Source organism: Arthrobacter sp. PGP41, assembly GCF_002953935.1.
Classification (GTDB): Bacteria; Actinomycetota; Actinomycetes; order Actinomycetales; family Micrococcaceae; genus Arthrobacter.
In genome coordinates this window covers 3,740,531-3,763,974 of record NZ_CP026514.1, presented here as the reverse complement: position 1 = coordinate 3,763,974, position 23,444 = coordinate 3,740,531, and the positions used below count along the sequence as shown (strand labels likewise).

The window sequence follows — 23,444 nt, the reverse complement described above, 5'->3', positions numbered from 1 at the left end:
GCGGTCAGCGTCCGACGTAGCGCATGTGCGTGTCGTTGTAGCGGTTGCCCTGCACCCCTATCCGGCTCGCCACGGCATTCAGGTCGGCGACTTCGTCGGCGGACAGCGCAACGGCTGTAGCTGCGGTGTTCTCTTCGAGGCGCTCCCGGCGGCGTGTGCCCGGGATGGGAACGATCCAGGGGTGCTGTGCCAGGAGCCATGCCAGTGCGATCTGCCCCGGCGAGGCGTTCTTGGCGGCGGCGAGGCCGGCGACGTGCGCCACCAGCGCCTGGTTGGCGGCACGGTTCTCCGGGGTGAAGCGGGGGATGGTGCCGCGGACGTCACCTTCCGCGAACTGCGTGGACGTATCCACGGTCCCGGTGAGGAAGCCCTTGCCGAGCGGGCTGAAGGGCACGAACCCGATCCCCAGTTCCGCCAGGGTGGGCAGCACTTCCGGCTCCGGATCCCGCGTCCACAGCGAGTACTCGCTCTGGACGGCTGTCACGGGAAACGCTGTGTGGGCGGCGCGGATGGTCGCAGCCGAGGCCTCTGAGAGCCCGAAGTGGCGGACCTTGCCGGCCTGGACGAGCTCGCCCACGGCGCCGGCCACCTCTTCGATGGGCACCCCGGGGTCCACGCGGTGCTGGTAAAAGAGGTCCAGCGCGTCCACGCGCAGCCGGCGCAGCGACTCGTCCGCCACGCGTTTGATCTGCTCGGGTGAGCTGTCCAGCCCCACGGATTTGCCGCCCTCGATCCGCCACCCGAACTTCGTTGCGATGACTACCTCGTCCCGCACCGGCGCGAGTGCTTCCCCGACGATTTCCTCGTTGACGTAGGGGCCGTACACCTCGGCGGTGTCAAAGAAGGTGACTCCCAGGCCGACCGCGTCACGGATCACCCCGATCATCGCCTGGCGGTCCCCGGGGTTGGGGCCGTAGCCCTGCGAAATGCCCATGCAGCCGAGGCCGATCGCCGAAACCTGCAGTCCCTGTCCGAGTGTTCGTGTATGCATGATGACTCCTTTGCCACTGGCAGTCCGTGCCGGCACGCTTGTGCGCGGCCTTCCTCCAGTCAACGGCTTATCGGGCGCGTTAGGGAGGGTCTGCTGAAACAGGTACCGGCAGGGCCCCCTTGGGAGGCAGGCCCGCAACGCGCCCGGCGTGACGCCGGCTTCCTAAGGCCGGGCGCCTACACGCTGAGGTTCCAGTGGGCCTGGATGGCTCCGGCAAGTGGGTCAGCGGTGACGTCCACCCGGAAAGCAACGGGCGCCGTTCCTGTTTCTTCGATGACGGCATCGCGGTACACGCGGCCGCATCTGGGGCACAGCGTGTACAGGTCCTCATCCTCGGGCCACGCCGCCAGGCCATCCGGGATGGGAGTGTCTCCTCCGGCATGAACAGGTATGCCCTGGGAGTTGGCCTGGATCAAGCCGTCCTGGCTGACGGTGTTGCCGCACACGCAAACGATGGTGGTGACATCATGACCGGTCACGCCGGCGGTTTCGGCGTCCATGAGGACCTCCCCGTTTTGGAAGGGATGTTCTGCTAGTAGTCTAGTCCTGCTGTGCCGGATAGCAGCCGGCAGTTCAACCCGGTGCTTTTCGACCAGCACGTTTAGGCGTCCAGCAGTCCGCCGCTGGCCCACCGGCGCACCGCCAGCTTTTCAGCGGCATCGAACTCCAGCAGCGCCACCCGGCAGAGTTCTTCCACATTCGCCGTCCAGGCTGCTGCAAGTTCCGCGGCCGTCGCCTGGTCGCTGAGCTGGAAGTTGGCGTACGCGAGGCCCTGCAGGACGAAACTGACCGCGTTGCGTGAGACCGGCTGGCCGGCACTAACGCAGTCGTCCCGCACCTGGCGGCTCAGTTCGGTGCGGTTGACCGGGTGTTCACGAAGCCGGGCCGCCAAGGACTGGAAAATCTGCCGGAACTGGGACGCTGAAAGAGCCGGCACATCCGTCACGCGGGTGACCTGCTCTTCGACGCCCGGCTGCTGCTCCGCCGGCACGGGAAGATCCTCGCTCGAGAACCGTTTCCCGTCCCAGACCCAGCCGCCCTGGGCTGCGGAATACTCGAGGTCCTTGCCGATCTGCGAGACCCAGGTCCCGAACTTCCCGAAGCCGCCCCAGTCCGTCTTCAGGGAAGGGTCTGCCGTGAGCGCCCGGTGGGCCACCATCGCGCCGACCACCGGTCCCGGCGCGGAGCGCACGAACTCCAGCACCTCACGGATTGCCGGCGAGCTAACCTTGGATTTCGTTTTGGCTGGAGCAGGGACATTCGGCTGTTTCGCAGACGCCACCGCATGGATGGGCTCCCCGGCGGTTCCGTTGAGGATCGCCACGAAATCGTGGGACTCCACCACATGGTCCGCCATCTCCCGGTAGGCAAAGGCCACAGCACCGGCAGCGATGACCGTCGTCATCCGGTCGGCCGCACGGAAACGCTGGATCAGGGACGTGAAGTCGGCATCGGCCGAGGCGATGAAGAACTCTTCGATCCCGCCGCTTCCGGAGAGCGCGTCCATGGCATCGAGCACCAGGTTGATGTCCGTGCTGCTCTTTCCCCGCTGCGTGAGCGACGGGCAGTCGATCACGCGGAAACCGGCCCGGGTCCAATATGTCCGGTACTTCGAGTACACCATCGGGTTCAGGTAGCAGTTGCGGATCAGGAAGCGGCGGGGCCCCTCGCCGGAACCGCCGGCTGACAATGCGTCCGCCCAGTGCTTGGGGTCTTCGGCGAACCGCTTCGCTGCCAGTGGATCCAGTGCCTGCAGGCCGGTAAAGACGTTGTCAAAATCGACGAACATCGCTGCCCGGATGCCAGGCCTGCGGGAGGGTGAGAGTGCCTCGTTCATTGGGCCAGTGTGCCAGCAACGCCGCCCACCGGCGACCCTTCCGGATGCGACACGCAAGGGGACGACGGCGGGACGTCCCGCCGTCGTCCCCTTCATCCTTTGCCCCGGCGCAGGTACAGGGGTTCCAGCGGGGAAATCAAGGTACTTCGGCCGTAGAAGTCTCTGCCAGACAGGCGCACCATGGTGCTATGGACGCTGAAACACCCCAAGCGGTGGAACTGAGCCTTCCCCAGGCATTCCTGCTGCTGGCCACAAATGATGCCAGCGGAAAACCCGAAATTCCGGTCTTCGCACTTCGGACCACGCTGGCAGGTGCTGTGCTGGCCGAGCTGGACCTGCTCGGTGCCATCGAGCTGCAGGGCAAGCACGTCAGGGCTGCCGGCACTGCGCCGGACACCCACCTGCAGCACGAGCTGGAGCTCATCCGCGGCAAGTCACGGCCGCACACTCCACGATGGTGGGTCTCGGTGCTCGAGGGCCGCGCCGAAGTGCAGCGCGTCTACGAGGGGATGGCTTCCCTGGGCATCGTGGAACACGTCGGCGAAAGGCACCTGGGCCTTTTCCGCGCCGTACGCTACCCGGAAAAGGACCATGCCCCGGAAGCCGCGCTCCTGAAGAAAATCGAAGCGGCACTCAGCGGTGCGCCGTCCAACCTCGAGCCGCCTGATTCCGGGGCTGCCGACGCAACGGCTGCCGGTGCCGGCACAGCCGGGGCCCAGGCGCCGGATTCCGCGTCCGCCAAGACCGGCACCAAGGCACCCGAACCCAGGACCATAGCCCTGATTGCCCTGCTGCAGGCGGCCGGGCTGCTCGGCAAGCTCTTCCCTGAAGCGGACAGGGTCCGGGCCGTTGAGCTGGCCAAGGATTACTGGCCGTCCCGCGCCGTGGAGGACGAACTCCGCATGATCAGGCTGGCGGAGGAGGAAGCCGCGAACCTGTGAGTTCGTGCCCGCCATACCAGGGAACCCTAGGCCAACTCGATCAAGTCGTGGTGCCGCGAAGCACCAGGGACCCCTCGAGTTCGAAGCGCTGGTCGCTGCTCGCCCCTGGCCGGCCCGCCGACCTCAGCATTGCCACAGCGCTCCGGGCGGCAGATGCCAGGTCCAGAGAGATGCTCGACAGTGGCGGATGGGTTGTTATCGCCAGGGTGTCATCGCACCCCAGGACGTTGATGTCCTCGGGGACGCGCAGGCCGTGTGCCCGGAATCCGGACATCAGGCCGTGGGCAACAACGTCGTCAAAGGCTACGACGGCGGTAGCTCCGGCGGCTTCCACCTCGCCGCTGACTTCAAGGGCATCGGCGTAGTTTCCGGACTTCGCGCGGAAGAAAAAGGTTTCAAGCCCGAGGCTTTCCAAGGTTGACTGCACGGCGCCATGACGCTGCCCATCAGACCAGGACCTCGCCGGACCGCCAACATAGGCGATACGGGTGTGGCCGGCATCCACCAGGTGGCGGAGCCCGTCCGTGAGCGCCTTGGACGTGCTGATGAGGACGCGCGGGACGCCGGCGACGTCCCGGTTGATCAGCACGGTCGGCTGCCGCTCGGCAACCGTCTGGAGAACCCGGTCCGAGAGCCGCGACGAAGCTATGATCAGGCCCTCCACCTGCGGCGACAGCCGTTCAATCATCTGCAATTCCCGCTTGGTGTCCTCAGCTGTGTCTGCAACGAACACGGCGAGCCCGTAATCCTCCGCCGCCAGCTGCGCGTAACGGATCAGCGGGGGAAAGAAGGGGTTGGCAACATCGGGCAGCACCAGCCCGATTGCGCCTGAGCGGCCGGTGATCAACGCGCGTGCATGGTGGTTGGGGACGTATCCGATCTCTGCAGCTGCGTCCATGACCCGTTGGACAGTCTCCGGCTTCAGCTTCCCGGGATCCGTGAATGCCCGGGACACCGTGGAAGGTGCCACCCCGATGAGCTTGGCGACCTGGACAATTGTGGATCTGGGCCTCACAGCAGCCGCCGTCCCAGTTCAATGGCCGTTTCCACCAGCTGCTCCGCGCTGCCCCGCTTGAAGGGGGCGGGCATCCCGTAATAACGATGGGCGTCCGTGACTTCGTATCCTGCGTGGTCATATTCGTCGGCAGTGGGAAAGTACCCTGGACAGCCGTTGCTGTAGGCGGCAACGATGACGGGAGTGGCGAAGGCTTCCTGGATGCGCTCGGCACACCTGAGGAAGGGTTCCCCTGGCAGTGCCACCACCAGCAGGCTGCCCAGCCGGAGAACTGTCACCGTCCCCCTCCATTTCATGTCCCTCAGCAGGTGGTCCCGTGCCGCCCAGTCGATCCAGGTCTGCAGCAAGGCCCTTTGCCCGGGCGCCGCGTCCGCCATGAGCTTAGTCCAGTAGGCCGCTGATTCCGCAGGGATGCGGGCGTCAAGTACCTCGAAGGAGAGGTCGATGGATGCTGCTGCAGCCAGAATGACCCCTCCGAGCGGCTTGCCCGAGGTCCGTGCCTGGGCCGCGGCCTCGCCGAGCAGTCCTCCTATCCGTTCAGCTTCCTCGAACGTCCGGTGCTCAGCCGCTGCCTGGGAATAGGAACTCTCAGCCGAATGACCGGTATTGACATCGCCGGCGGCCCCGGTCAGGAAGACAGCGGTGGAACCTGGGGCTGCGCGCTCAAGGTGGCTCCGCACGAAGGCCGGGTAGTCCCCGGAAACCAGCCGGTTGTCGGCGCCAAGCACAACGGGATGGCACGGATACTGCACCAGCCAGGCCCTGGCTGTCCCGTCGTCCCGCTTGAAGACCACAACCTGCAGTGCGGGGTCTATTGCACGCCCGGGGTGCCGCCGGTTCTTGGCAATGCCAAGGCCCGCAAAGGATCCGTAATAGGCCTGGCACGGTTCCCGGGAGTTGGAGGCATCCTTGACGGCCACTGCCGCGGCCGCGCTGATGGCCTCGATGATGTCCGGGTCGCAGTCCCCCAAACCGCCACGCATGGCACACGGCCCCGAGTGGGTGTGGGTGGCGCTGATCACGGCATGCCCTTCGCGGAAGGGGATGCAGTCCGCTATGGTCCGGCAGGTGGGTCCGTCGAGGCCGCACACATCCACCGTCACCCAGCAGAAGCCGTCGATAACAAGTGCCCGCACGGTCAGGGGGTCATGGACGCCGGTGCTCGGCTCCACGCGTGCGGCGAATCCGGACATCATGGTGCCGGCCGGGACGGAAACCTCCACGGAGGCGGCGCCCACCTGCAGGCAGCTGCTGCCACTGTGGTCCGTTGTGATGGATGCGTCGTTCATGGGCCGATCTCCTCCCGCCTTGGCGAGGACCTGATGACCTCCAGCACCGTTCCGGAATCCGAGACGAGGACCATGTCCGCAGGCGCGCCGGGCTGCAGCGTTCCCAGCCCTGGACGGGCTCCCGGCAGTGTCCGTGCCGGGTTTTCCGTGACGAGTTTGAGCGCCTGCCCCAAACCCAGGCTCGTTGACCTGACTACGTTGCGCAGGCCGTCGGGAAGGCTGGCAGCGGCGCCGGCCAGAAGCTCGCTGCCCACATGTGAGAGCCGGCCGTGTTCATCAAGATCAACACTTCCACCCACAGGAGTCGCGTAGCGCCCCGGTGGCTTCCCGGCAACCGCCGTCATGTCCGAAACGAGAAATGCCCCGCGGGTTCCTTTGGCGCGCAGCATGACCTCCAGTGTTTCGGACGGCAAGTGGTGGCCGTCAGCTATCAGGCCGCAGGTTACGCGGTCGTCGGCCAGTTGGGTCCAGATGGCGTTGGGATGGCGCGGAATCATCGGGGCAATACCGTTGCCCAAGTGGGTTGACAGTGTTGCCCCGGCGTCGATGGCCCCGAGGACCTGGGCCGCGGTTGCATGGGTGTGGCCGATGGAAATCCGGACGCCCATGGCACAGATCTCCCGGATTCCCCTCGGCGCGTCAGCCCAATGCGGCGATACTGTCACCACGCCGATCCTGGTGATGGCGCCCCACCGCCGCACCTCCTCGGGATCAATGGCCCGGACCTGGCTGGCGTCGTGCACTCCGCGCGCCCCGTCCTGGTCCGAAATGAAGGGCCCTTCAACGTGGACGCTGGGAATGGCATCCCGCACCCGTGCATCCGCGTTCCGGGCCTTCTCCACACACCTGAGTGCGTGGCTGATCGCGTCTTCACTGGCGGTGATGACGGTGGGCACCCATGTGGTCACGCCGATCCGCGCCAGTTCCTCGGTGATTCGCTCGATCACCATGCTGTCGGTGTCGGGCCCGTTGACGTCAAGTCCCAGGTAACCGTTGACCTGCGCGTCGACGAATCCGGGGGACAGCACGGGCAAGTCCGAGGCGTTGGGATCGTGCCTGCGTTCAACGGAGACGATGTATCCGTCGTCGTACCGGACAGTGAGGACGTCCCCGCGGGCCGCGTCGCGGCCCCTGGCGGTCTGCACTGTCACAGGGAATGCACCCGGCCCTTGAACCTGTCCAGGAACTTTCGGTTGGCTTCGTCGCCGCCAGGGGCGTTACCCGACCGCCAGACAGGCGGCTCGATGTTGCGCTCCGTCAGTTCCTTGATGGTGCACTGCACCAGCCAGTTGAGGGTGTAGGCGTTGGCGAAGGTCGAAACGGCCCCGATTTTCTCGGTGACGCCCGGCAGCTCGACGACGGCGTCTCCGATCGGCACTTTCGTGTCAATGTGAAGGTCGACGACGTCATGCAGGTTGGATCCCGACGGGTGCCGTGCGGGGTGGCCGGCTGCCGTGCCGTCGGCATGCCCCCGTGAGGAGACGCCAATGGTCCGCACGCCCAGCGCACCCGCCGCCAGGGCAGCGTCGATGAGTGCGGTGTTGATTCCGTAAGCGTTCACAAGGATCAACACGTCCCCGGGCGTCAGTCCCGCGTTTTCGATCACGATGCGGCCGTAGCCGGGCGTCCGTTCCATGGCCATGGAGCGCAGCGCCCCGCCGGATAGCATGGTCCCCTCATCGAGGATCGCCGAGACGTGCATCAGGCCGCCGGCGCGGAAGAACACTTCCTGGCTGGCGAGGTTGGAATGGCCGCCCGGCCCGTAAATATGGATGAGCCGGTCGGCAGCTATCTGGTCGGCAAGGAGCGAAGCCGCCTTCGAGATGGAGGCCTGCTCTTCGCCGTGAATCCGTTCCAGGAGGGCCGTGATCCGTGCCAGGTAAGTGGCGCCCAGGTCCGCCGCGTCAGTCATCGCGGGTCGGACTCATCGTCGAGGTACAGGGACGCATTGGGGTGGGTTCGAAGAATCGTGCCGGGGTGCGTTCCTGAAACGGCCCTGGTGAGGGTGTCTTCAACCGCCTGTTTCTTTGCACTGCCCGGAACGGAGGCAACGATCGCCGCCGCGTTGAGCAGACGCGGAATGGTCACGGTCACGGCGTGGGTGGGCACGTCCTCCAGCCGCTCGAAGTGGCCCTCGTCAACCTGCTGCTGCCGTGAGACGTCATCCAGATGAATCACGCGGGCAGCCTTCTGGTCATTGAAATCAGCGGGCGGATCATTGAAGGCCAGGTGCCCGTTGACGCCGAGGCCGCACAGCACGAGGTCGAAGGGAGCTGACCCCATGACGCGGGCGTAATCCTCCGCCCCCTGGGAAGCATCGCCGGCCGTGTTGATGCGGTGGAAGTCCTTGGGCGTGACTGAATCGAAAACCAGCCGTTGCAGCCAGTTTCCGAAGCCCTGCGGGGCATCAGGACGGAGCCCAACGTAGTCGTCCATATGGAAGCACTCCACACGGGACCAGTCGACGTCTGTGGCGGCAATAAGCGTTTTCAGGGTGTCTTCCTGGCTGGGCGCCGCAGCGAACATGACCCTGGCCGTGCCGTTGGCCCTGATTGCGTCCGCAATGACCCGGGCAGCATGCTCCCCGGCTGCCTTGCCGAGTTCGTTCTTCCCTGGGTAGGCGCGGACGGCGAGCGTCCCGTATTGAGCTGCGCTCACGGTGAGGTCACTGTGCTGCATGTAAATCATCCTTTTCGAGCCGATTGAGAAATACCAAAGTCCGTGCGATGTGGAACGGATCCTTGACAGGGAGGGCAACCACCATGTCCAGCGGCGCTCCCTGCCTGTCCCGGATCTGCGTCCATTCCTGTCCGCCCGGATGTGGAAAGGTTGCAAGCGTGTAGTCGGTGATCTTTGCATTCCACTCTTCGAAGCCGCAGCCGCCGTAGTGGCGGGCAAGAAGTTTGGTGGCGTACATGGCTTCCGCATGCACCCACCACAGCTTGGTGCTCCAGGTTGACTGAACAAGCTCCTCATAGGGGTCACCGCCAAAGAGTGTCCCGGCTGGTACTCCGCCGTCCTTGTCAACGTAGCGGAGGAGCCCTCCGTGCTCTTCATCCCAGCCAAGCTCCAGCGCGCGCAGGGCAAGTCCTGGCAGCCAGTCGGGGAGGGCTGCCGCGGAATCCCCCATGGCCTCCTGGCTGTGGATCAGCATCCACAAAAGTTCCAGGAGGTGCCCGGGCGTCCTGTGCCTGGCCAGGAGTGATTCTTCGTCCTGAACCGAGTCCGGCCTGAACTCCCACCACTGCTTTTCCTGCAACATTGGCGCCTGTCCCGGCCCGCCAAACAGTTGGCCGAGCGCAAAAGCCACGGCGTTCCGTGCCGCTTCCGAGCCCGTTGACTTATACAGCTCGGACCCGGCGTGAAGCAGTGTCATGGGACCTGCGAGGTCGCAGAAGCCCGGCCGGACCGGATAGGGGGCAGTCAAAGCAGTCCGTGACCGTATCCTCGCCAGGGAGCTGGCCGCGACTTCGTCAGCGGTGGCCGACGCCGCTGACCGGGCCGGCTCCGGATATGCCGGGTCCGTTGCTGCCCCTGCAAGGCCGAGGACCGCGAACAGGTCGGCAAACACGCTGGTGGCGAGTTCACCGTTCGGGCCCGAGGGCAGAGGACCTCCGGCCTGGTCTGTCCGGAAGGCGGTGAGTCCGCCCTCCAGCACGGAGTGGGTCCGGACGAACTCGGCCGTCTGGAGTGCCCGCCTGGACCATTTGTCGCCGTCGACCGTCAGCAACCCGGAGCGCGCATCGGCGGCAATTTCGGCACACAGCCACGCCCAGCGTCCCTGCGACCAGGTGTATTTATCACTCGACTCCAGGACGCCGTCGTTGGAAAAACAGGTCAGGACGCCGCCATGAAGGTCATCCGCGCCGTTGCTGTCCCACCACGGAAGGATTATGTCCTGGAGGTGGGCGCCGGGAGAGAAACCGGATCCTGTCAGGTCCTGCACGGAAGGGGTATGACCGGACTTCACACCGGTCATGCCCGCACGCCCGCGGCGATGGCGTTCTCTTCGACCTCGTCGGGAACATCGACATTCAGGGAATCGACCAAGGCGTCTGACTCCTCGTTGCGCCAGGGCCGGATGACCCCCATGAGGCAGTAGACCGCGATGGAGGCGAGGATCGGGGCGGCGACCGAGACCGCCTGGGCAAGATCGCCCAGCGCTGCCACCTGCGCTGTGAGCACGTACTTGTTCACGGCGAACACGATCAGGCCGGCGGCCCAGGAGAACAGCGCTGCTGAGGGACCGCAGCGCTTGAACGGAGCAAGCATGCCCAGCAGCATGGGAATGGCGATCGGGCCGACAAGGGCGCCGAACCACAGGATCAGGAGGCCCAGGACTCCGCCGAAGGAATCCGCGGACAGTGCGATGAGCATCGAAAGTCCGATGAACAGGAATACGGACAGCCTGCCTGCCGCCAGCTCGGTCTTGGAGGTCAACGGCTTCTTGGACCGCCGCAGGGCCGGAATGATGTCACGCGTGATCACTGACGAAATTGCATTGGCGTCCGAGGAGGTCATGGCCATCGTGTGCGAGAACATACCGGCAAGGACCAGCCCCACCAGGCCTGCGGGCAGCAGCATTTCGGTCAGCAGCGCGTAGGACTGCTCCGGCTTGGCCAGGTTGGGCAGAAGCAGCGGCGCTGCCCACATCGGGAAGAACAGAACCAGGGGCCACACCAGGTACAGGCCGCCGGAGAGAAGGATCGATTTCTTGGCCGAAGATCCGGTGGGTGCGGCAATGAAGCGCTGGGCGAGGTTCCAGGTGCCGCCGTTGTAGGAAACGGTGCTGATGACGATGTAGGCGAGGAAGAACGCGATGGTCAGGTTTCCGCCGAAGGGAGCGGAGTGGGATGGCGGCAGCTGCTCCCAGATGCCGAAGATTGAGGAGAACCCGCCAAGCTTCGCCATGGCCGCAATCAGCAGGGCGATTGCTGCAACGAACTGGATGACAAACTGCCCGAAGTCGGTCAGCGCATCTGCCCAAAGGCCGCCGATGGTTGAGTACACCATGGTCACGCCGCCGACGAGGATGATGCCGACAGACAGCGGGACTCCGGCGAAGGATTCGAGCAGGATGGCGCTGGCTGCCCATTTGGCGGCAACGTCAAAAATCTTCAGCGCGGTTCCCGACCATGCAAGAACCTGCTGGGCCGGAAGGTTGTAGCGGGTGGTGAGGTACTCCAGCGGGGAGATGATGCCCAGGCGCTGGCGCAGCCGCGGCCAGCGCGGTGCGAACAGGAACGACCCGACGACGCACGCGATAGTGATGCTTATTGCCCACCAGACGTAAACGGCAAATCCAGTTGTGTAGGCCAGTGCGGCATAACCGACGAACACGGCCGCCGAATAGCCGGACATGTGGTGCGAAATTCCCGCGAGCCACCACGGCATCTTGCCGCCGGCAGTAAAGAAGTCGGCAGCGTTATGAACCCTGCGCTTCGACCACCATCCGATCCCCACCATCACGAGGAAGTATCCCGACAAAACGATCCAGTCCAAAGCGTGCATGTTTCTCCTAGCAGAGATGGAAGCGATGGAGACCACACTCGCATGCAAACGTTTGCACGACAAGGCCTGTGGCCAAAGCAATTTTCTAGTACCAACTCGGCGAACCCGCAGAGGGGAACTGCATGCATCATGCAAGCGATTGCACGCCGTTGGATAGAGTTGGCGGCCGAGGGAAGGAACCGCGTGCGCCTGAGGTTGCCGGCACCGGATTAGGCCAGGGTGAGGCCGGCCTTCTTCGCGTCGCGGAAGCTTGCGTCGATGTGCACCACGTCGCGGCCTGCGCGCTGCAGCAGGCTCGCCGCCACTGCCGCGCGGTACCCGGAACCGCAGTGCACCCACAGCCGCCCGGGGGGCACCTCGTCCATGCGGCGCAGCAGTTCATGGACCGGGATGTTCGTTGCCTCCCGGATATGGGCCCGTTCGAACTCATCTGTGCGGCGGACATCAAGGATGCACTCGTCCTTGGGCTTCTGCAGCACTTCCTGCCAGCCAGCACTGGCGTAGGAAGACGTGGGTGCCGCGGGCGCGATTTCCGCGGGCCCGCTGCCGATTGCGGCGTCGGGGTTGTCGATCCCGATGCGGGAAAGATCCCGAATGGCATTCTCAATGTCCTGGCGTTCACCCACGAGGGTCAGCTGTTCGTCCCAGGGCAGGACCCAGCCAAGGAATGCGGTGAACTTGGTGCCATCGCCGTATTCGAAGCTGACGCTGCCGCTGAGGTGGCTTCTGGCGAAGGCAATGCGGTTCCTCAAGTCCACTACCCACTCTCCCCGCTGCAGCCGGGACGCCAGCTCATCCTGGTCCAGGGAGTCCGGCAGTTCCAGGGCCGGCGCCGTGGGGCCTGCCAGGTTGATCGGAGCCATATGGGCGTAATAGGAGGGGTATGCCGTGAGGTTGTGGATGAGCTCCTGGACGAAGTGGTCCTCGTCCGGATCCGTCAGTGCATGGTTTTCCTTCAGCTGCTCGCCGATGGTGGAGGATTCGGCCACGCTGGCCGGGCGTGAGGAACAGAAGGAGCCGAAGCCATGGGTGGGGTAGAGCCGGGCGTCCCTGCCGGCCTCGTCCACCAGGCGCCGCACCGAGGCGTATTGGTGGTGGGCGAGCGGCACGGTGTCATCGTCGCTGACCAGGTCGGTGCGCCCCACGGAGCCGTAGAGCAGGCTCCCTCCGGAGAACACGGCCTGGCGCTCGCCGTCCGTGACGATGTAGGAGAGGTGGCGGTGGGTGTGCCCGGGCGTGGCCACCGCCTTGAGGACCATCCTTCCCACCTGCACCGTGTCTCCGTCCGAGATCGGCTGGCGGGCGTACGGGACGTCGTCCGCGGCGTTGATCAGGTAGGCGGCGTTGTGTTCCTTGGCGAGCTGCAGTCCGCCCGTGACGTAGTCGTTGTGGATGTGCGTCTCGGCAACGTGCGTGATCCTCACCCCGGCGTCCGCCACGGCCTTTTCCACCCGGTCGGTGTCCCGCTGGGGATCGATGACGATGCCCACCTCGCCGTCGTGGACCAGGTAGGTGCGGTCGCCAAGCTGGGGCGTTTCGATGGTGACGACTTCCATGCCGGGTTCCTCCTTGGATGGGTATCAGCCTGATCGCCACGTTACCCCCGGCAATGCGGGGCTGGTAGCCCTGCCGGCACCCCTCCGGCGGGGGACGGACGACGGCGGGAGGTCCCGCCGTCGTCCGTCCCAACTGGAGGTAACATCGTCAGCAGGCCAGCCGTGGAGGCGGTCACCGGGTTGCCGGCTCTGGCCCGGAAAGTTGGGAAGGGGAGCATTGCGCGCAACGGTCAAGGATGTCGCCCGCCGCGCCGGGGTTTCGCCCAAGACTGTCTCGAACGTGATGAACGGCATCGTTCCGGTGAGCGGGGCCACCCGGTCCAAGGTGGAGCAGGCCATCCTCGAACTGGATTACGTGCCCAATCTCTCCGCCCGGGGGCTGCGGAACGGGAGGTCCGGGGTGATTGCCCTGGCCTTGCCTGACCTGGGCACGCCGTACTCGGCAGAAATTGCCCACAATATCGTTGAAGTGGCGCATGAGCAGGGCTGGATCGTGCAGATCGAGGAGACCGGCTCGGATCCCCAGCGCGAACACGAACTCATGGTGCGCGCCCGCTCCAACCTGATAGACGGGCTGATCCTGAACCCGGTGGTGCTGGACGAGAGTGCCGTGCAGGTGGGCGTTGCCCTGCCGCCCGTGGTCCTGCTCGGTGAGGTCGCGCAAAAGCTCGCCGACCGCGTGTACGTGGACAGCGTCGGCGCCGCGCGGGACATGACCCTGGCCCTGGCCGCGTCCGGGCGACGCCGGATCGCCGTCCTGGGAACCACCGAGGGCAGGGGATCCGCCGCGGCGATCCAGAGGACGCAAGGTTATGAAGAGGCCTTGGGGATCCTGGGCATTGACCGGGACGAGTCGCTGCTGATCCCCTGCGAAAGATGGACGCCGCAGACTGCCGCCGATGCGCTCACGGCCTACCTGGACTCGCGTCCGCTCCCGGAGGCGTTGTTCTGCTTTACGGATTCCATGGCCATCGGAGCCCTGAGCGTGCTCTGGAAGAGGGGCCTGCGCATACCGGACGACATTGCTGTGGCGGGGTTCGACGATATTGCCGACGGCCGCTATGCCGTGCCGTCGCTGACCACTGTCTCCTTCGACAAGCGCGCTATTGCCAGCGAAGCCCTGCGCCTCCTGACGGAGCGGATGGCGGACCGCGGCCAGGAACAGCGCGTGGTTTCCATCGACTACAGCATCGTGGAGAGGGACAGCAGCCGCGGCTGAAGCGAGAGCGTACGCCCACCTTGTTTGCGCTAACAATTTTCCCTTGCGGTCTTCCATTACATCGATGTAACGTGAGACCTGCGTCACCCCCTGCAGGCGTTTGGCCCGGGTATGGAGCGCACCGGTAACGGAGTTTCGAATAAGAAGCAGTGACCTTTCAGCGGACCCATCCAAAGGAGTGATTGGTGAAGCAGTTTGAATTCTTGCCAGGGAAGCAGTTGTCCCGGCGGCAGTTACTGACAGGAACGGCCGCCTTGGGCAGTGTCCTGGCAGCAGGCGCACTGACGGGCTGCGGCGGAAACGCCCAGGCTTCCGGCGTGCGGGACATCGGGTTCTGGCATTTGCTGTCCGGTGGCGACGGCATCAAGATGCAGGCGATGATCAACGGCGCCAACCAGGCCAACCCGGCGTTCAAGGTGCATCCCACCGTGCTGGCGTGGGGGCCGCCGTACTACACCAAACTGGCCATGGCCTCGGCAGGCGGACGTCCGCCGGAGCTCGCGATCATGCATGCCAGCCGGGTGCCGGGCTACGCCCCCGGCGGCCTGATCGACCCCTGGGACCTCTCGCTGCTGGCAGAGAACGGAGTGACGGAGGCAAACTTCGCCCCGCGGATCTGGGAGAAGAGCCGGCAGAACGGCAAGGTGTTCTCCATCGCCCTGGATTCACACCCGTTCGTCATGTTCTACAACACGGACATCGCCCGCAAGGCCGGAGTCCTGGCCGGCAACGGGCAACTGCAGGAAGTGGCTTCCCCGCAGGAGTTCGTGGCGGTGGCCAAGGAAATGCAGAAGGTCACCCAGGCCCATGGATTGTCCTTTGGCTACCTGGGCAGTGGTTCCCAGATGTGGCGGCTTTTCTACACGCTCTACAAGCAGCACGGCGCGGACATCATCCTGACGCCGGGCCAGCCGATGAAGGTTGACCGGGAGGCAGCCATTGAGTCGCTGGAATTCATGGCATCGCTTTTTGATGACACCATCGCGGCCAAGAGCGGCGACATCAGCACGGGCATCGCGGAGTTCGCCCGCGGCGGCTCGGGCATGCTGTTCAGCGGCGTCTGGGAGCTGCCGACGCTCAAGAAGGCAGGCCTGCCGGTGGACGCGGCCACCATCCCCACGCTCTATGGCACCCCTGCTGCCTACGCAGACTCGCATTCCTTCGTCCTTCCGCGACAGCTGAACGTGGACGACGCGAAGCGCCGCGATGTCTACAAGTTCGTCAGCGATGTCCTCAAGGGATCCCTGTCCTGGGCAGAAGCGGGCCACATCCCCGCGTACCAGCCGGTGGTCCAGTCCCAGGCCTACAAGGACCTCACGCCGCAGGCGCATTACGCCAACGCAGCCGACGTCATCGCCTACGATCCCGAGTCCTGGTTCAGCGGCTCGGGCTCCGACTGGCAGACCTACTTCGCGGAGACCGTACAGAACGTCCTCCTTGGCCGCGACAAGGCAGCCGCAGGTTGGGACGCCTTCGAAGAGCGCACCAACCACCTTCTTTCCCGGCCCAACCCGGTCTAACCCCACCGAGCGACAAAGGAGTCCTACATGAGTTCTTCACTAGCAGCCCGGCGGAGCCCCGGGAGCCTCACCAGGAGCAACCTCAGCGGCTGGGGGTTCGCCGCGCCCTTCCTGGTTTTCTTCCTCGTTTTCCTTGTGTGGCCCCTTCTGTACGGCGTCTACATGAGCCTCACCGGCAAGTCCCTGACCGGAGCCAATGACAGCCTGATCGGCTTTGCGAACTACGCCGAAGCCCTGGCCGATGCCGGGATGTGGCGCTCACTCGGCAACACCCTCTATTTCACGGTGATCAGCACGGTCCCGCTGGTGCTGGTGGCCCTGGTGATGGCGGCACTGCTGAACGTCGGCCTGCCGGCCCAATGGCTGTGGCGGCTCTCCTACTTTGCTCCCTACCTGCTGGCGTCCACCGTGGTCTCGCTGTTCTTCACGTGGATGTACAACCCGCAGCTTGGCCTCATCAACGATTCCCTGTCCAAGATCGGAATCCCCAAGGTCGCCTGGCTCAACGATCCCAACGTGGCCATGTGGGCGATCGTCATTGCCACGCTCTGGTGGACGGTGGGGTTCAACTTCCTGCTTTACCTGGCCGCGATGCAAAACATCCCGCACCAGCACTATGAGGCGGCATCCCTCGACGGTGCCGGGGCCTGGCGCCAGTTCTTCTCCATCACCCTGCCGCAGCTGACCCCCACCACCGTGATGATCGTCCTCCTCCAGATCCTCGCCTCGCTCAAGATCTTCGACCAGGTGTACCAGATGACCGCCGGCGGTCCCGGAGGATCAACCCGGCCGGTGGTGCAGTACATCTTTGAAACCGGGTTCACCGGCTACCGGCTGGGCTATTCCGCAGCCATCTCCTACATCTTCTTCGGACTGATAGTGCTCGTCTCGGTCATGCAGTTCGTCATCACCCGCCGCAGGAGTGCATAACCATGGCAATTCAGACCCTCGACCGCGCCGAGCCAGGCATCAGCACCAGCCAGGAACTCCGCCAGCCCCGCAAGAAGATGACCGCCGGCAAGATAGCCGCCGTCGTGGTCGCCGCACTGATCGCAGTCCTCTGGCTGGTCCCCTTCGCCTGGGCAACCGCCACCGCCTTCAAGACCGAGACGGATGCCGCAGCTCCGAAGCTCACCTGGGTGCCGCCGTCGGGCTTTACTCCCGAAGCGTTCGTGAAGGTGTTCCAGGACGGCAACATCCCGCTCTGGACGTGGAACTCGCTGTACACCTCGGCGGCCATCACGGCCATCACCCTGGTGATCTCGGCGCTGGTGGCCTATGCCCTGTCCCGGATCGACTTCAAGGGCAAGAAGGTGCTGATGACGGTGATCATCGCCTCCATCATCGTCCCTCCGCCGGTCCTGATCATCCCGCTTTTCTACCAGATGCTCGCCCTGCACATGATCGACACCTCCTGGGCCATCATCCTGCCGCAGGTCATCCACCCGGCCATGGTGTTCGTGCTCAAGAAGTTCTTCGACCAGATTCCCCGCGAACTTGAGGAAGCCGCGGTGATGGACGGCGCCAGCCGCATGCGGATCTTCACCCAGATCGTCCTGCCGCTGTCCCGGCCCATCCTGGCCGCCGTCGCCATCTTCGTGTTCATCGGCGCGTGGAACAACTTCCTGTGGCCCTTCATTGCCACCAACGACGGCGCGCTCCTCACCCTGCCGGTGGGGCTGCAGACCATCAAGAGCGCCTACGGCATCCAGTACGCGCAGAACATGGCGTCCGCCCTGCTCGCTGCGCTGCCGCTGATCCTCGTCTTCCTCTTCTTCCAGCGCCAGATCATCAAGGGCGTTGCGACGACGGGCCTCGCCGGGACCTGATCCGGCACTTTTCCGCCCACCAAGCCAACGCTACGAAACAGACCTGAAAAACGACCAAGGAGTGCTGTACATGTCCCGCGCACGGATCACCCTCGACCGCGACTTCACCATCGGCGAAGTTCCCCGCCGCCTTTTTGGCTCCTTCGTGGAGCACATGGGCCGCTGCGTCTACACCGGCATCTACGAGCCGGGCCACCCTGAAGCCGATGACAAGGGCTTCCGCCGCGACGTCCTCAAGCTCGTCAAGGAACTCGGTGCCACCGTCATCCGGTATCCCGGCGGCAACTTCGTCTCCGGCTACAACTGGGAGGACGGCATCGGCCCGCGCGAGGACCGTCCCCGCAGGCTGGACGGCGCCTGGCACACCGTGGAGACCAACGCGTTCGGCCTGCACGAATTCGTCGACTGGTCCCGCCAGGCCGGCACGGAAATCATGGAAGCCATCAACCTGGGCACCAGGGGAGTGGACGCGGCCCGCGAGATCGTGGAATACGCCAACCACCCCGGCGGCAGCTACTGGTCCGACCTCCGCGCGAAGAACGGCCACAAGGATCCGTTCAACATCAAGCTCTGGTGCCTGGGCAACGAGATGGACGGGCCGTGGCAGATCGGCCACAAGACTGCCGAGGAATACGGCCGCCTGGCGCAGGAAGCCGCCAAGGCCATGCGCTTCGTGGACCCGGACATCGAACTGGTGGCCTGCGGAAGCTCCAACTCGGGCATGCCCACCTTCGGCGCCTGGGAACAGACTGTCCTGACGCACGCCTACGAGGAGGTGGACTACGTCTCCCTCCACGCCTACTACCAGGAGCACGACGGCGATGCCGGCAGCTTCCTGGCCAGCGCAGTGGACACGGACTACTTCATCGAATCAGTCATCGCGACTGCCGACGCCGTCCGGGCGAAGGGAAAGCACAAGAAGCACATCAACCTTTCCTTCGACGAGTGGAACGTCTGGTACCAGCGCGGCCGGGACACCGAGGACCAGCTGCGCAACGTCGCCAAGGCCGGCTGGCGCGAGCACCCCCGGCTCATCGAGGACAAGTACAACGTGACGGACGCCGTGGTGGTGGGAACCCTGCTGAACTCGCTGCTCCGCCACGGCGACCGCGTCAAGATCGCCAACCAGGCGCAGCTGGTCAACGTCATCGCCCCGATCTTCAGCGAGGAAAACGGTCCGGCCTGGCGCCAGACCATCTTCCACCCGTTCGCCCGGATGGCAGAGCTGGCCCAGGGACAGATCCTGCGCCTGTCCGTTGACTCGGACAAGTACGAGAACGCGCGCTTCGGCGGCACCGACCTCGTAGACGTCAGCGCGACGTGGAACGAGGAGACGGGCCGCGTTGCGCTCTTCCTGGCTAACCGCGGCCTTGAGGAAGCGGCGGACATCGACGTCTCACTGCGCGGGTTTGACGCCCGCCAGGTGGTCCGCGCGGAGGTCCTGGAAATTCCGGACGGCGGGAACCGCTTCACCGCCAACAGCCAGGACCGCCCGGACCAGGTGGGGCTGAAGCCGCTGGAAGGCGCGAAGGCGAGCGGATCCGAGCTCCGGGCAACGCTTCCGGCGCTGTCCTGGGCCGTGATTGAGCTGGACGTCGCCAAGAACTGACGCGTCCACCGTCGCCTTGGGGAGCGGCATCAAAAGCAAGCGGACGACGGCGGGAGCCTCCCGCCGTCGTCCGCTTCCGGCCGCCTACCGCACCTGGGCTGCAGACTCCTGGAGGGCCCGTTGGTGGTGCAGGTACTCGAACAGCTGCCGCAGCCCGAAGGACCATTCCGGCAATTCCTCGGCGCGGCCCACCTGGTTGACCAGCGCACCGAGGTGCCGGCTGCGGATGGTGACCGTGTCGCCCATCTTGTGCGTGAAGCCCTGCCCCGGCTGGTCGCGGTCCTGCGTCGGGGCGAACAGCGTGCCGGTGAACAGTGCGAAGCCGTCCGGGTACTGGTGGTGGCGCCCGCGGGTCGCGGCCACCAGTTCTTCGAACGGCCGGCTGATCCGGGCCACCGAGTTGCGGCCCTCAAGGCAGTAGCCGTCCGTGCCATCGACCCGCAGCAGGATCTCCTCCTCGCGGAGCGTGTCCAGGGTGAAGCCGTCGTCGAACAGCCGGATGAACGGACCCAGCGCGCAGGAGGCGTTGTTGTCCTTCGCCTTGCCCAGGAGCAGGGCGCTGCGGCCCTCCACGTCCCGAAGGTTGACGTCGTTGCCGAGCGTGGCGCCCACAACGGAACCCGCCGAGGTGGCGATCAGCACCAGCTCCGGCTCGGGGTTGTTCCAGTGGGAAAACGACGGGATCCCCACCTGCGCGCCGAGGCCCACGGACGCAAGCACCGGGGCCTTGGTGAACACCTCGGGGTCCGGCCCGATGCCCACTTCCAGGTACTGCGACCACAGCCCTTCCGCGATCAGCACCTTCTTGGCCTCGGCAGCTTCCGGCGAACCGGGCCGGACCGCGGCGATGCTGCCGCCCAGCGCCCTGGCCACCAGCTCCCGGGTCTGCCTGGCGCGGCTGGCGTCGCCGCCGCAGCGCTCCTCAATCACCCGCTCAATCATGCTGTCCACGAACGTCACGCCGCAGGCCTTGACGACCTGGAGGTCCACCGGGGCCAGGAGATGCGGGCGGGTTGTATCGCGGGCCAGGGACGCCTCGATGATCTCCGACGCCGACCACCGGGGCACGGTCATGGCGTTCCGGACATCCGCCACCAGGTCCGGACGTTCGAGGAGTTCGGAGACCGTTTCGGCCAGGGGCTGGAGGTCATAGACGTCCCCGCCCTGGACCACCACGACGCGCGGGCCGGACGCTTCGACGTCCCAGATCCGGCCGATCAGGAGCGCGGAAGCCGCGTCCTCCGGAAGGACCGACGACGTTTCAATGGGCCTGGGCACGTTCACTGGCCGCCACCCGCCGTCGCCGGCGCAGCCTCCGGCCGCTGCCACTCGCCGTCGATACGCTGCGGCACCCGCCAGGGATTGGCATCCTGCACCGGTTCCGGCAGCCGGTCCGCCGGGAAGGACTGGAAGGCCACGGGCCGGAGGAAACGCCGGATGGCGGCCGTCCCCACCGACGTGGTGTTGGACGACGTCGCCGGGTAAGGCCCGCCGTGGTGCTGCGCGTAGCTGACGGTGACGCCCGTGGGCCAGCCGTTCCACAGCACCCTGCCACTGATGTCGGTGAGCCGGGCGGCGAGGTCGGAGACGTCGTCGTCCGCTTCCGCCTGCAGGGTGGTGGTGAGCTGCCCCTCGAGGAGTCCGGCCAGTGCCGGGAGCTCGGACTCGTCCCCGTACTCCACAATGAGGCTCGCCGGCCCGAACATCTCCTGGTGCAGGATGGACGGATCCTTGCGCACCGCGGACGCAGAAGTGTGCAGCACGGTGGGGGACGGCGCCTCGGCAAAGTCGCCCTCCACCAGCACCTCCACGCCCTGCGTTCCACGGAGACCGCCGACGGCGCCCGCGTACCCCTCGTGCAGCCGCTCGCTGAGCAGCGGCGCGGCAGCGAAGCCTGCCAGCGCGTTTTTCAGCGCCGCACGGACGGCGTCGGTGTGCCCGCGGGGAATGAACAGCAGGCCCGGTTTGGTGCAGAACTGGCCCATGCCCAGGGTGAAGGAGCCCGCGTAGCCGGCGACGATCCCGTCGCGGCGTGCCGCCCACGCGTTCTCCGTCACGAAGACTGCGTTGATGCCGCCGAGCTCGCCGAAGAAGGGGATGGGCTCGGGACGCGCGGCGGCACGGTTGAAGAGGGCGCGGCCGCCAGCCGTCGAGCCGGTGAAGCCGATGGCCTTCGTCAGGGGGTGGTCCACGAGGGCCTCCGCGGCGGACCTTCCGGTCACCAGGGCAAAGAGGCCCGACGGCGCGCCGGCGGCGTCCAGTGCAGCCACCGCAACCTCCGCGGTGCGCAGGGCAAGCTGCCGGTGCCCGTCGTGGGCTTTGTGCACCACGGCGCAGCCGGCGGCAAGCGCCGAGGCGCTGTCGCCGCCCATCACGCTGAAGGCAAACGGGAAGTTGGAGGCGCCGAAGACGCCCACCACGCCCAGCGGCACGTTGTAGCGGCGCAGGTCGGGCCGCGGGCCCATGCCCCATTCCGGATCCTCGTGGTCGATGGTGGCATCGAAGTGCTCGCCGCGCCGGATCTCGTCCGCGAAGAGCCGGAGCTGGAAGGTGCTGCGCTTCAGTTCGCCGCGGAGACGCGCCTCGGCCAGGTGGGTTTCCTGTTCCCCGAGCGCCACCAGAGCGTTAGCGTCTGCATCCAGCGCTGCTGCCACCGCCTCCAGCCATGACGCCCGGGTGAAGGGATCCGCTGTCCGGGCCTTTGCGAAGGCGGCGTGGGCGGCCTCGACGACGGCGTCCAGCTCGTCCACGCTGGTGGTCATCGGACGCCTCCCGCCTGGGCGAGCCGGGCCCCGGTGACGGCGGCGCGGTTGCCCACCTCGGCCCAGCCGGCGCCACCCGGGAATTCCCAGCGGGCCCGCGAGGCGCTGAGCATTTCGGCGCCGGTGCCGGGCAGCTGCGGGGCAGCGTAACGGCCGTTGACGATCCGAACCGGCTCGGCGAAGTGCTCGTGCAGGTGGTCCACATACTCGATCATGCGCCCGTCCTGGCTGCCGGTGATGGCCGCATAGTCGAAGAAGGAGAAGTGCTGGACGAGCTCGCAGAGCCCCACGCCGCCGGCGTGCGGGCAGACCGGGACGCCGAACTTGGCGGCGAGCAGCAGGTTGGCGATGTTCTCGTTGACGCCGGCCACGCGGGTGGAGTCAAGCTGGAGGACATCGATGGAGCCTGCCTGCAGCAGCTGCTTGAACACGATGCGGCTGGCAACAGCCTCACCGGTGGCAACCCGGACCGGGGCCACGCCCTTGCGGATGTCCGCGTGGCCCAGGATGTCATCGGTGCTGGTGGGCTCTTCAATCCAGTACGGGTTGAATTCCGCCAGCTGGTTAACCCATTCGATGGCTTCGGAGACCTCCCAGCGCTGGTTGGCGTCGATGGCGATGGGAAGTTCACCCACGGCCTGCCGCGCCAGGGCCATGCGGCGGCGGTCATCGTTGATGTCCCCGCCCACTTTGAGCTTGATCATGGAGAAGCCGTCCGCTGCCGCCTGCTTGCTGAGCCGGACCAGCTTTTCGTCGCTGTAGCCCAGCCAACCGGGGGAGGTGGTGTAGGCAGGGTAGCCGTCCACTTTGAGTGCGGCGATCCGTGCCGCCTTCCCGTCCTCGCCGGCGCGCAGGATGTCCAGGGCCTGCTGGGGGTTGAGGGCATCCCGGATGTGGGTGAAGTCGACGACGTCGACGATTTCCTCCGCGGGCATTTCGCTGAGCAGGAGCCACAGCGGCTTGTTTTCGCGCCGGGCCCGGATGTCCCAGAGCGCACTGACCAGGGCGCCGGCCGCCATCTGGGTGACGCCCTTTTCCGGGCCGAGCCAGCGCAGCTGGGAATCGTGGATGAGCCGCTTGGAGGCGTTGCCAAGGTCGTAGATGAGCTCGTCGATGTCCCGGCCCACCAGGAGGGCTGCGTAGGAATCGATGGCGTGGGTGATGACCTCGTTGCCGCGGCCGCAGCTGAACACAAAACCGTGGCCTTCGTCGCCCGCGTCGGTGCGGATCACAACGTATGCGGCGGAGTAGTCGGGGTCAACGTTGACTGCGTCGGAGCCGTCGAGTTCCAGGGACGTCGGGAAGCGGACGTCCTGGGTACGGATGGAAGAAATGGAAGGCATGCTGGTCTTCTCTCTGCACTGG

20 protein-coding genes are annotated in these 23,444 nt (G+C 65.9%); 6 read left to right on the top strand and 14 right to left on the bottom strand.

Annotated elements, in window-relative coordinates; genetic code table 11:
- Positions 1–4: 4 nt before the first annotated feature.
- The 3 genes from C3B78_RS17255 to C3B78_RS17245 form a co-directional block, all read right to left on the bottom strand.
- The gene (locus C3B78_RS17255) at positions 5–991 is read right to left on the bottom strand and encodes an aldo/keto reductase (RefSeq protein WP_104999147.1); all 987 of its coding nucleotides are present in this window, start codon (positions 989–991) and stop codon (positions 5–7) included.
- A 176-nt stretch (positions 992–1,167) separates the two neighbouring features.
- Positions 1,168–1,491, bottom strand: a complete 324-nt coding sequence (locus C3B78_RS17250) for a hypothetical protein (RefSeq protein WP_104999146.1) — start codon at positions 1,489–1,491, stop codon at positions 1,168–1,170.
- 101 nt (positions 1,492–1,592) lie between these two features.
- The gene (locus C3B78_RS17245) at positions 1,593–2,828 is read right to left on the bottom strand and encodes an NYN domain-containing protein (RefSeq protein ID WP_104999145.1); all 1,236 of its coding nucleotides are present in this window, start codon (positions 2,826–2,828) and stop codon (positions 1,593–1,595) included.
- 188 nt (positions 2,829–3,016) lie between these two features.
- Here C3B78_RS17245 and C3B78_RS17240 point away from each other — a divergent pair, with 188 nt between their 5' ends.
- Positions 3,017–3,769, top strand: a complete 753-nt coding sequence (locus tag C3B78_RS17240; RefSeq protein WP_104999144.1) for a GOLPH3/VPS74 family protein — start codon at positions 3,017–3,019, stop codon at positions 3,767–3,769.
- A 40-nt stretch (positions 3,770–3,809) separates the two neighbouring features.
- Here C3B78_RS17240 and C3B78_RS17235 read toward each other — a convergent pair whose 3' ends face one another.
- The 8 genes from C3B78_RS17235 to C3B78_RS17200 form a co-directional block, all read right to left on the bottom strand.
- Positions 3,810–4,784, bottom strand: a complete 975-nt coding sequence (locus C3B78_RS17235; RefSeq protein WP_104999143.1) for a LacI family DNA-binding transcriptional regulator — start codon at positions 4,782–4,784, stop codon at positions 3,810–3,812.
- Complete coding sequence (locus C3B78_RS17230) at positions 4,781–6,073, bottom strand: alkaline ceramidase (protein WP_104999142.1); 1,293 nt, start codon at positions 6,071–6,073, stop codon at positions 4,781–4,783. The genes C3B78_RS17235 and C3B78_RS17230 overlap by 4 nt, the downstream gene beginning before the upstream one ends.
- Positions 6,070–7,224 carry an N-acetylglucosamine-6-phosphate deacetylase gene (locus C3B78_RS17225; protein ID WP_104999141.1) on the bottom strand — a complete coding sequence of 385 codons (1,155 nt, stop codon included), beginning with the start codon at positions 7,222–7,224 and terminating at the stop codon, positions 6,070–6,072. The genes C3B78_RS17230 and C3B78_RS17225 overlap by 4 nt, the downstream gene beginning before the upstream one ends.
- Positions 7,221–7,985 (bottom strand): sugar isomerase domain-containing protein, encoded by a 765-nt coding sequence (locus C3B78_RS17220; RefSeq protein ID WP_104999140.1) that lies wholly within the window; start codon positions 7,983–7,985, stop codon positions 7,221–7,223. Before C3B78_RS17220 ends, C3B78_RS17225 begins: the two co-directional genes overlap by 4 nt.
- Positions 7,982–8,752: a 6-phosphogluconolactonase gene (locus tag C3B78_RS17215; RefSeq protein WP_104999139.1), complete on the bottom strand. Its 771-nt coding sequence runs from the start codon at positions 8,750–8,752 to the stop codon at positions 7,982–7,984. The genes C3B78_RS17220 and C3B78_RS17215 overlap by 4 nt, the downstream gene beginning before the upstream one ends.
- On the bottom strand, positions 8,739–10,019 hold the full coding sequence (locus C3B78_RS17210) for an AGE family epimerase/isomerase (protein ID WP_158677280.1): 1,281 nt from the start codon (positions 10,017–10,019) through the stop codon (positions 8,739–8,741). Before C3B78_RS17210 ends, C3B78_RS17215 begins: the two co-directional genes overlap by 14 nt.
- A gap of 29 nt (positions 10,020–10,048) precedes the next feature.
- A complete protein-coding gene (locus C3B78_RS17205) occupies positions 10,049–11,584 on the bottom strand; it encodes a sodium:solute symporter family protein (protein ID WP_104999137.1) in 1,536 nt (511 codons plus the stop codon).
- A gap of 209 nt (positions 11,585–11,793) precedes the next feature.
- Positions 11,794–13,140 (bottom strand): MBL fold metallo-hydrolase, encoded by a 1,347-nt coding sequence (locus C3B78_RS17200; protein WP_104999136.1) that lies wholly within the window; start codon positions 13,138–13,140, stop codon positions 11,794–11,796.
- Between the two features lie 217 nt (positions 13,141–13,357).
- On the opposite strand from C3B78_RS17200, the gene C3B78_RS17195 reads away from it, so the two are divergent.
- The 5 genes from C3B78_RS17195 to arfA all read left to right on the top strand — a co-directional run bounded on the left by C3B78_RS17195 (position 13,358) and on the right by arfA (position 19,317).
- Complete coding sequence (locus tag C3B78_RS17195; RefSeq protein ID WP_104999135.1) at positions 13,358–14,359, top strand: LacI family DNA-binding transcriptional regulator; 1,002 nt, start codon at positions 13,358–13,360, stop codon at positions 14,357–14,359.
- A gap of 185 nt (positions 14,360–14,544) precedes the next feature.
- Positions 14,545–15,879, top strand: coding sequence for an extracellular solute-binding protein (locus tag C3B78_RS17190; protein ID WP_104999134.1), 1,335 nt, complete (start codon positions 14,545–14,547; stop codon positions 15,877–15,879).
- 27 nt (positions 15,880–15,906) lie between these two features.
- A complete protein-coding gene (locus C3B78_RS17185; RefSeq protein WP_104999133.1) occupies positions 15,907–16,809 on the top strand; it encodes a carbohydrate ABC transporter permease in 903 nt (300 codons plus the stop codon).
- A 2-nt stretch (positions 16,810–16,811) separates the two neighbouring features.
- Positions 16,812–17,708, top strand: coding sequence for a carbohydrate ABC transporter permease (locus C3B78_RS17180; protein ID WP_104999132.1), 897 nt, complete (start codon positions 16,812–16,814; stop codon positions 17,706–17,708).
- Positions 17,709–17,778: 70 nt separating this feature from the next.
- Positions 17,779–19,317 carry an arabinosylfuranosidase ArfA gene (arfA, locus tag C3B78_RS17175; RefSeq protein WP_104999131.1) on the top strand — a complete coding sequence of 513 codons (1,539 nt, stop codon included), beginning with the start codon at positions 17,779–17,781 and terminating at the stop codon, positions 19,315–19,317.
- An 84-nt stretch (positions 19,318–19,401) separates the two neighbouring features.
- Here arfA and C3B78_RS17170 read toward each other — a convergent pair whose 3' ends face one another.
- From C3B78_RS17170 to C3B78_RS17160, 3 genes are read right to left on the bottom strand one after another with little or no spacing between them, the layout of a single operon-like run.
- Positions 19,402–20,601, bottom strand: a complete 1,200-nt coding sequence (locus C3B78_RS17170) for a fumarylacetoacetate hydrolase family protein (RefSeq protein ID WP_442778279.1) — start codon at positions 20,599–20,601, stop codon at positions 19,402–19,404.
- Entirely contained in the window at positions 20,598–22,079 is a 1,482-nt protein-coding gene (locus C3B78_RS17165) for an aldehyde dehydrogenase (NADP(+)) (RefSeq protein ID WP_104999130.1), read from the bottom strand. The genes C3B78_RS17170 and C3B78_RS17165 overlap by 4 nt, the downstream gene beginning before the upstream one ends.
- Positions 22,076–23,422 carry an enolase C-terminal domain-like protein gene (locus C3B78_RS17160; protein ID WP_104999129.1) on the bottom strand — a complete coding sequence of 449 codons (1,347 nt, stop codon included), beginning with the start codon at positions 23,420–23,422 and terminating at the stop codon, positions 22,076–22,078. The genes C3B78_RS17165 and C3B78_RS17160 overlap by 4 nt, the downstream gene beginning before the upstream one ends.
- Between the last annotated feature and the right edge of the window lie 22 nt (positions 23,423–23,444).

Excerpts from the sequence above, each read along its gene's own strand:
- C3B78_RS17180 (WP_104999132.1), top strand. The coding sequence starts at position 16,812 with ATGGCAATTCAGACCCTCGACCGCGCCGAGCCAGGCATCAGCACCAGC.
- arfA (WP_104999131.1), top strand. The coding sequence starts at position 17,779 with ATGTCCCGCGCACGGATCACCCTCGACCGCGACTTCACCATCGGCGAA.
- C3B78_RS17255 (WP_104999147.1), bottom strand. The coding sequence starts at position 991 with ATGCATACACGAACACTCGGACAGGGACTGCAGGTTTCGGCGATCGGC.
- C3B78_RS17230 (WP_104999142.1), bottom strand. The coding sequence starts at position 6,073 with ATGAACGACGCATCCATCACAACGGACCACAGTGGCAGCAGCTGCCTG.
- C3B78_RS17245 (WP_104999145.1), bottom strand. The coding sequence starts at position 2,828 with ATGAACGAGGCACTCTCACCCTCCCGCAGGCCTGGCATCCGGGCAGCG.
- C3B78_RS17205 (WP_104999137.1), bottom strand. The coding sequence starts at position 11,584 with ATGCACGCTTTGGACTGGATCGTTTTGTCGGGATACTTCCTCGTGATG.
- C3B78_RS17250 (WP_104999146.1), bottom strand. The coding sequence starts at position 1,491 with ATGGACGCCGAAACCGCCGGCGTGACCGGTCATGATGTCACCACCATC.
- C3B78_RS17185 (WP_104999133.1), top strand. The coding sequence starts at position 15,907 with ATGAGTTCTTCACTAGCAGCCCGGCGGAGCCCCGGGAGCCTCACCAGG.
- C3B78_RS17215 (WP_104999139.1), bottom strand. The coding sequence starts at position 8,752 with ATGCAGCACAGTGACCTCACCGTGAGCGCAGCTCAATACGGGACGCTC.
- C3B78_RS17240 (WP_104999144.1), top strand. The coding sequence starts at position 3,017 with ATGGACGCTGAAACACCCCAAGCGGTGGAACTGAGCCTTCCCCAGGCA.
- C3B78_RS17165 (WP_104999130.1), bottom strand. The coding sequence starts at position 22,079 with ATGACCACCAGCGTGGACGAGCTGGACGCCGTCGTCGAGGCCGCCCAC.
- C3B78_RS17160 (WP_104999129.1), bottom strand. The coding sequence starts at position 23,422 with ATGCCTTCCATTTCTTCCATCCGTACCCAGGACGTCCGCTTCCCGACG.
- C3B78_RS17200 (WP_104999136.1), bottom strand. The coding sequence starts at position 13,140 with ATGGAAGTCGTCACCATCGAAACGCCCCAGCTTGGCGACCGCACCTAC.
- C3B78_RS17220 (WP_104999140.1), bottom strand. The coding sequence starts at position 7,985 with ATGACTGACGCGGCGGACCTGGGCGCCACTTACCTGGCACGGATCACG.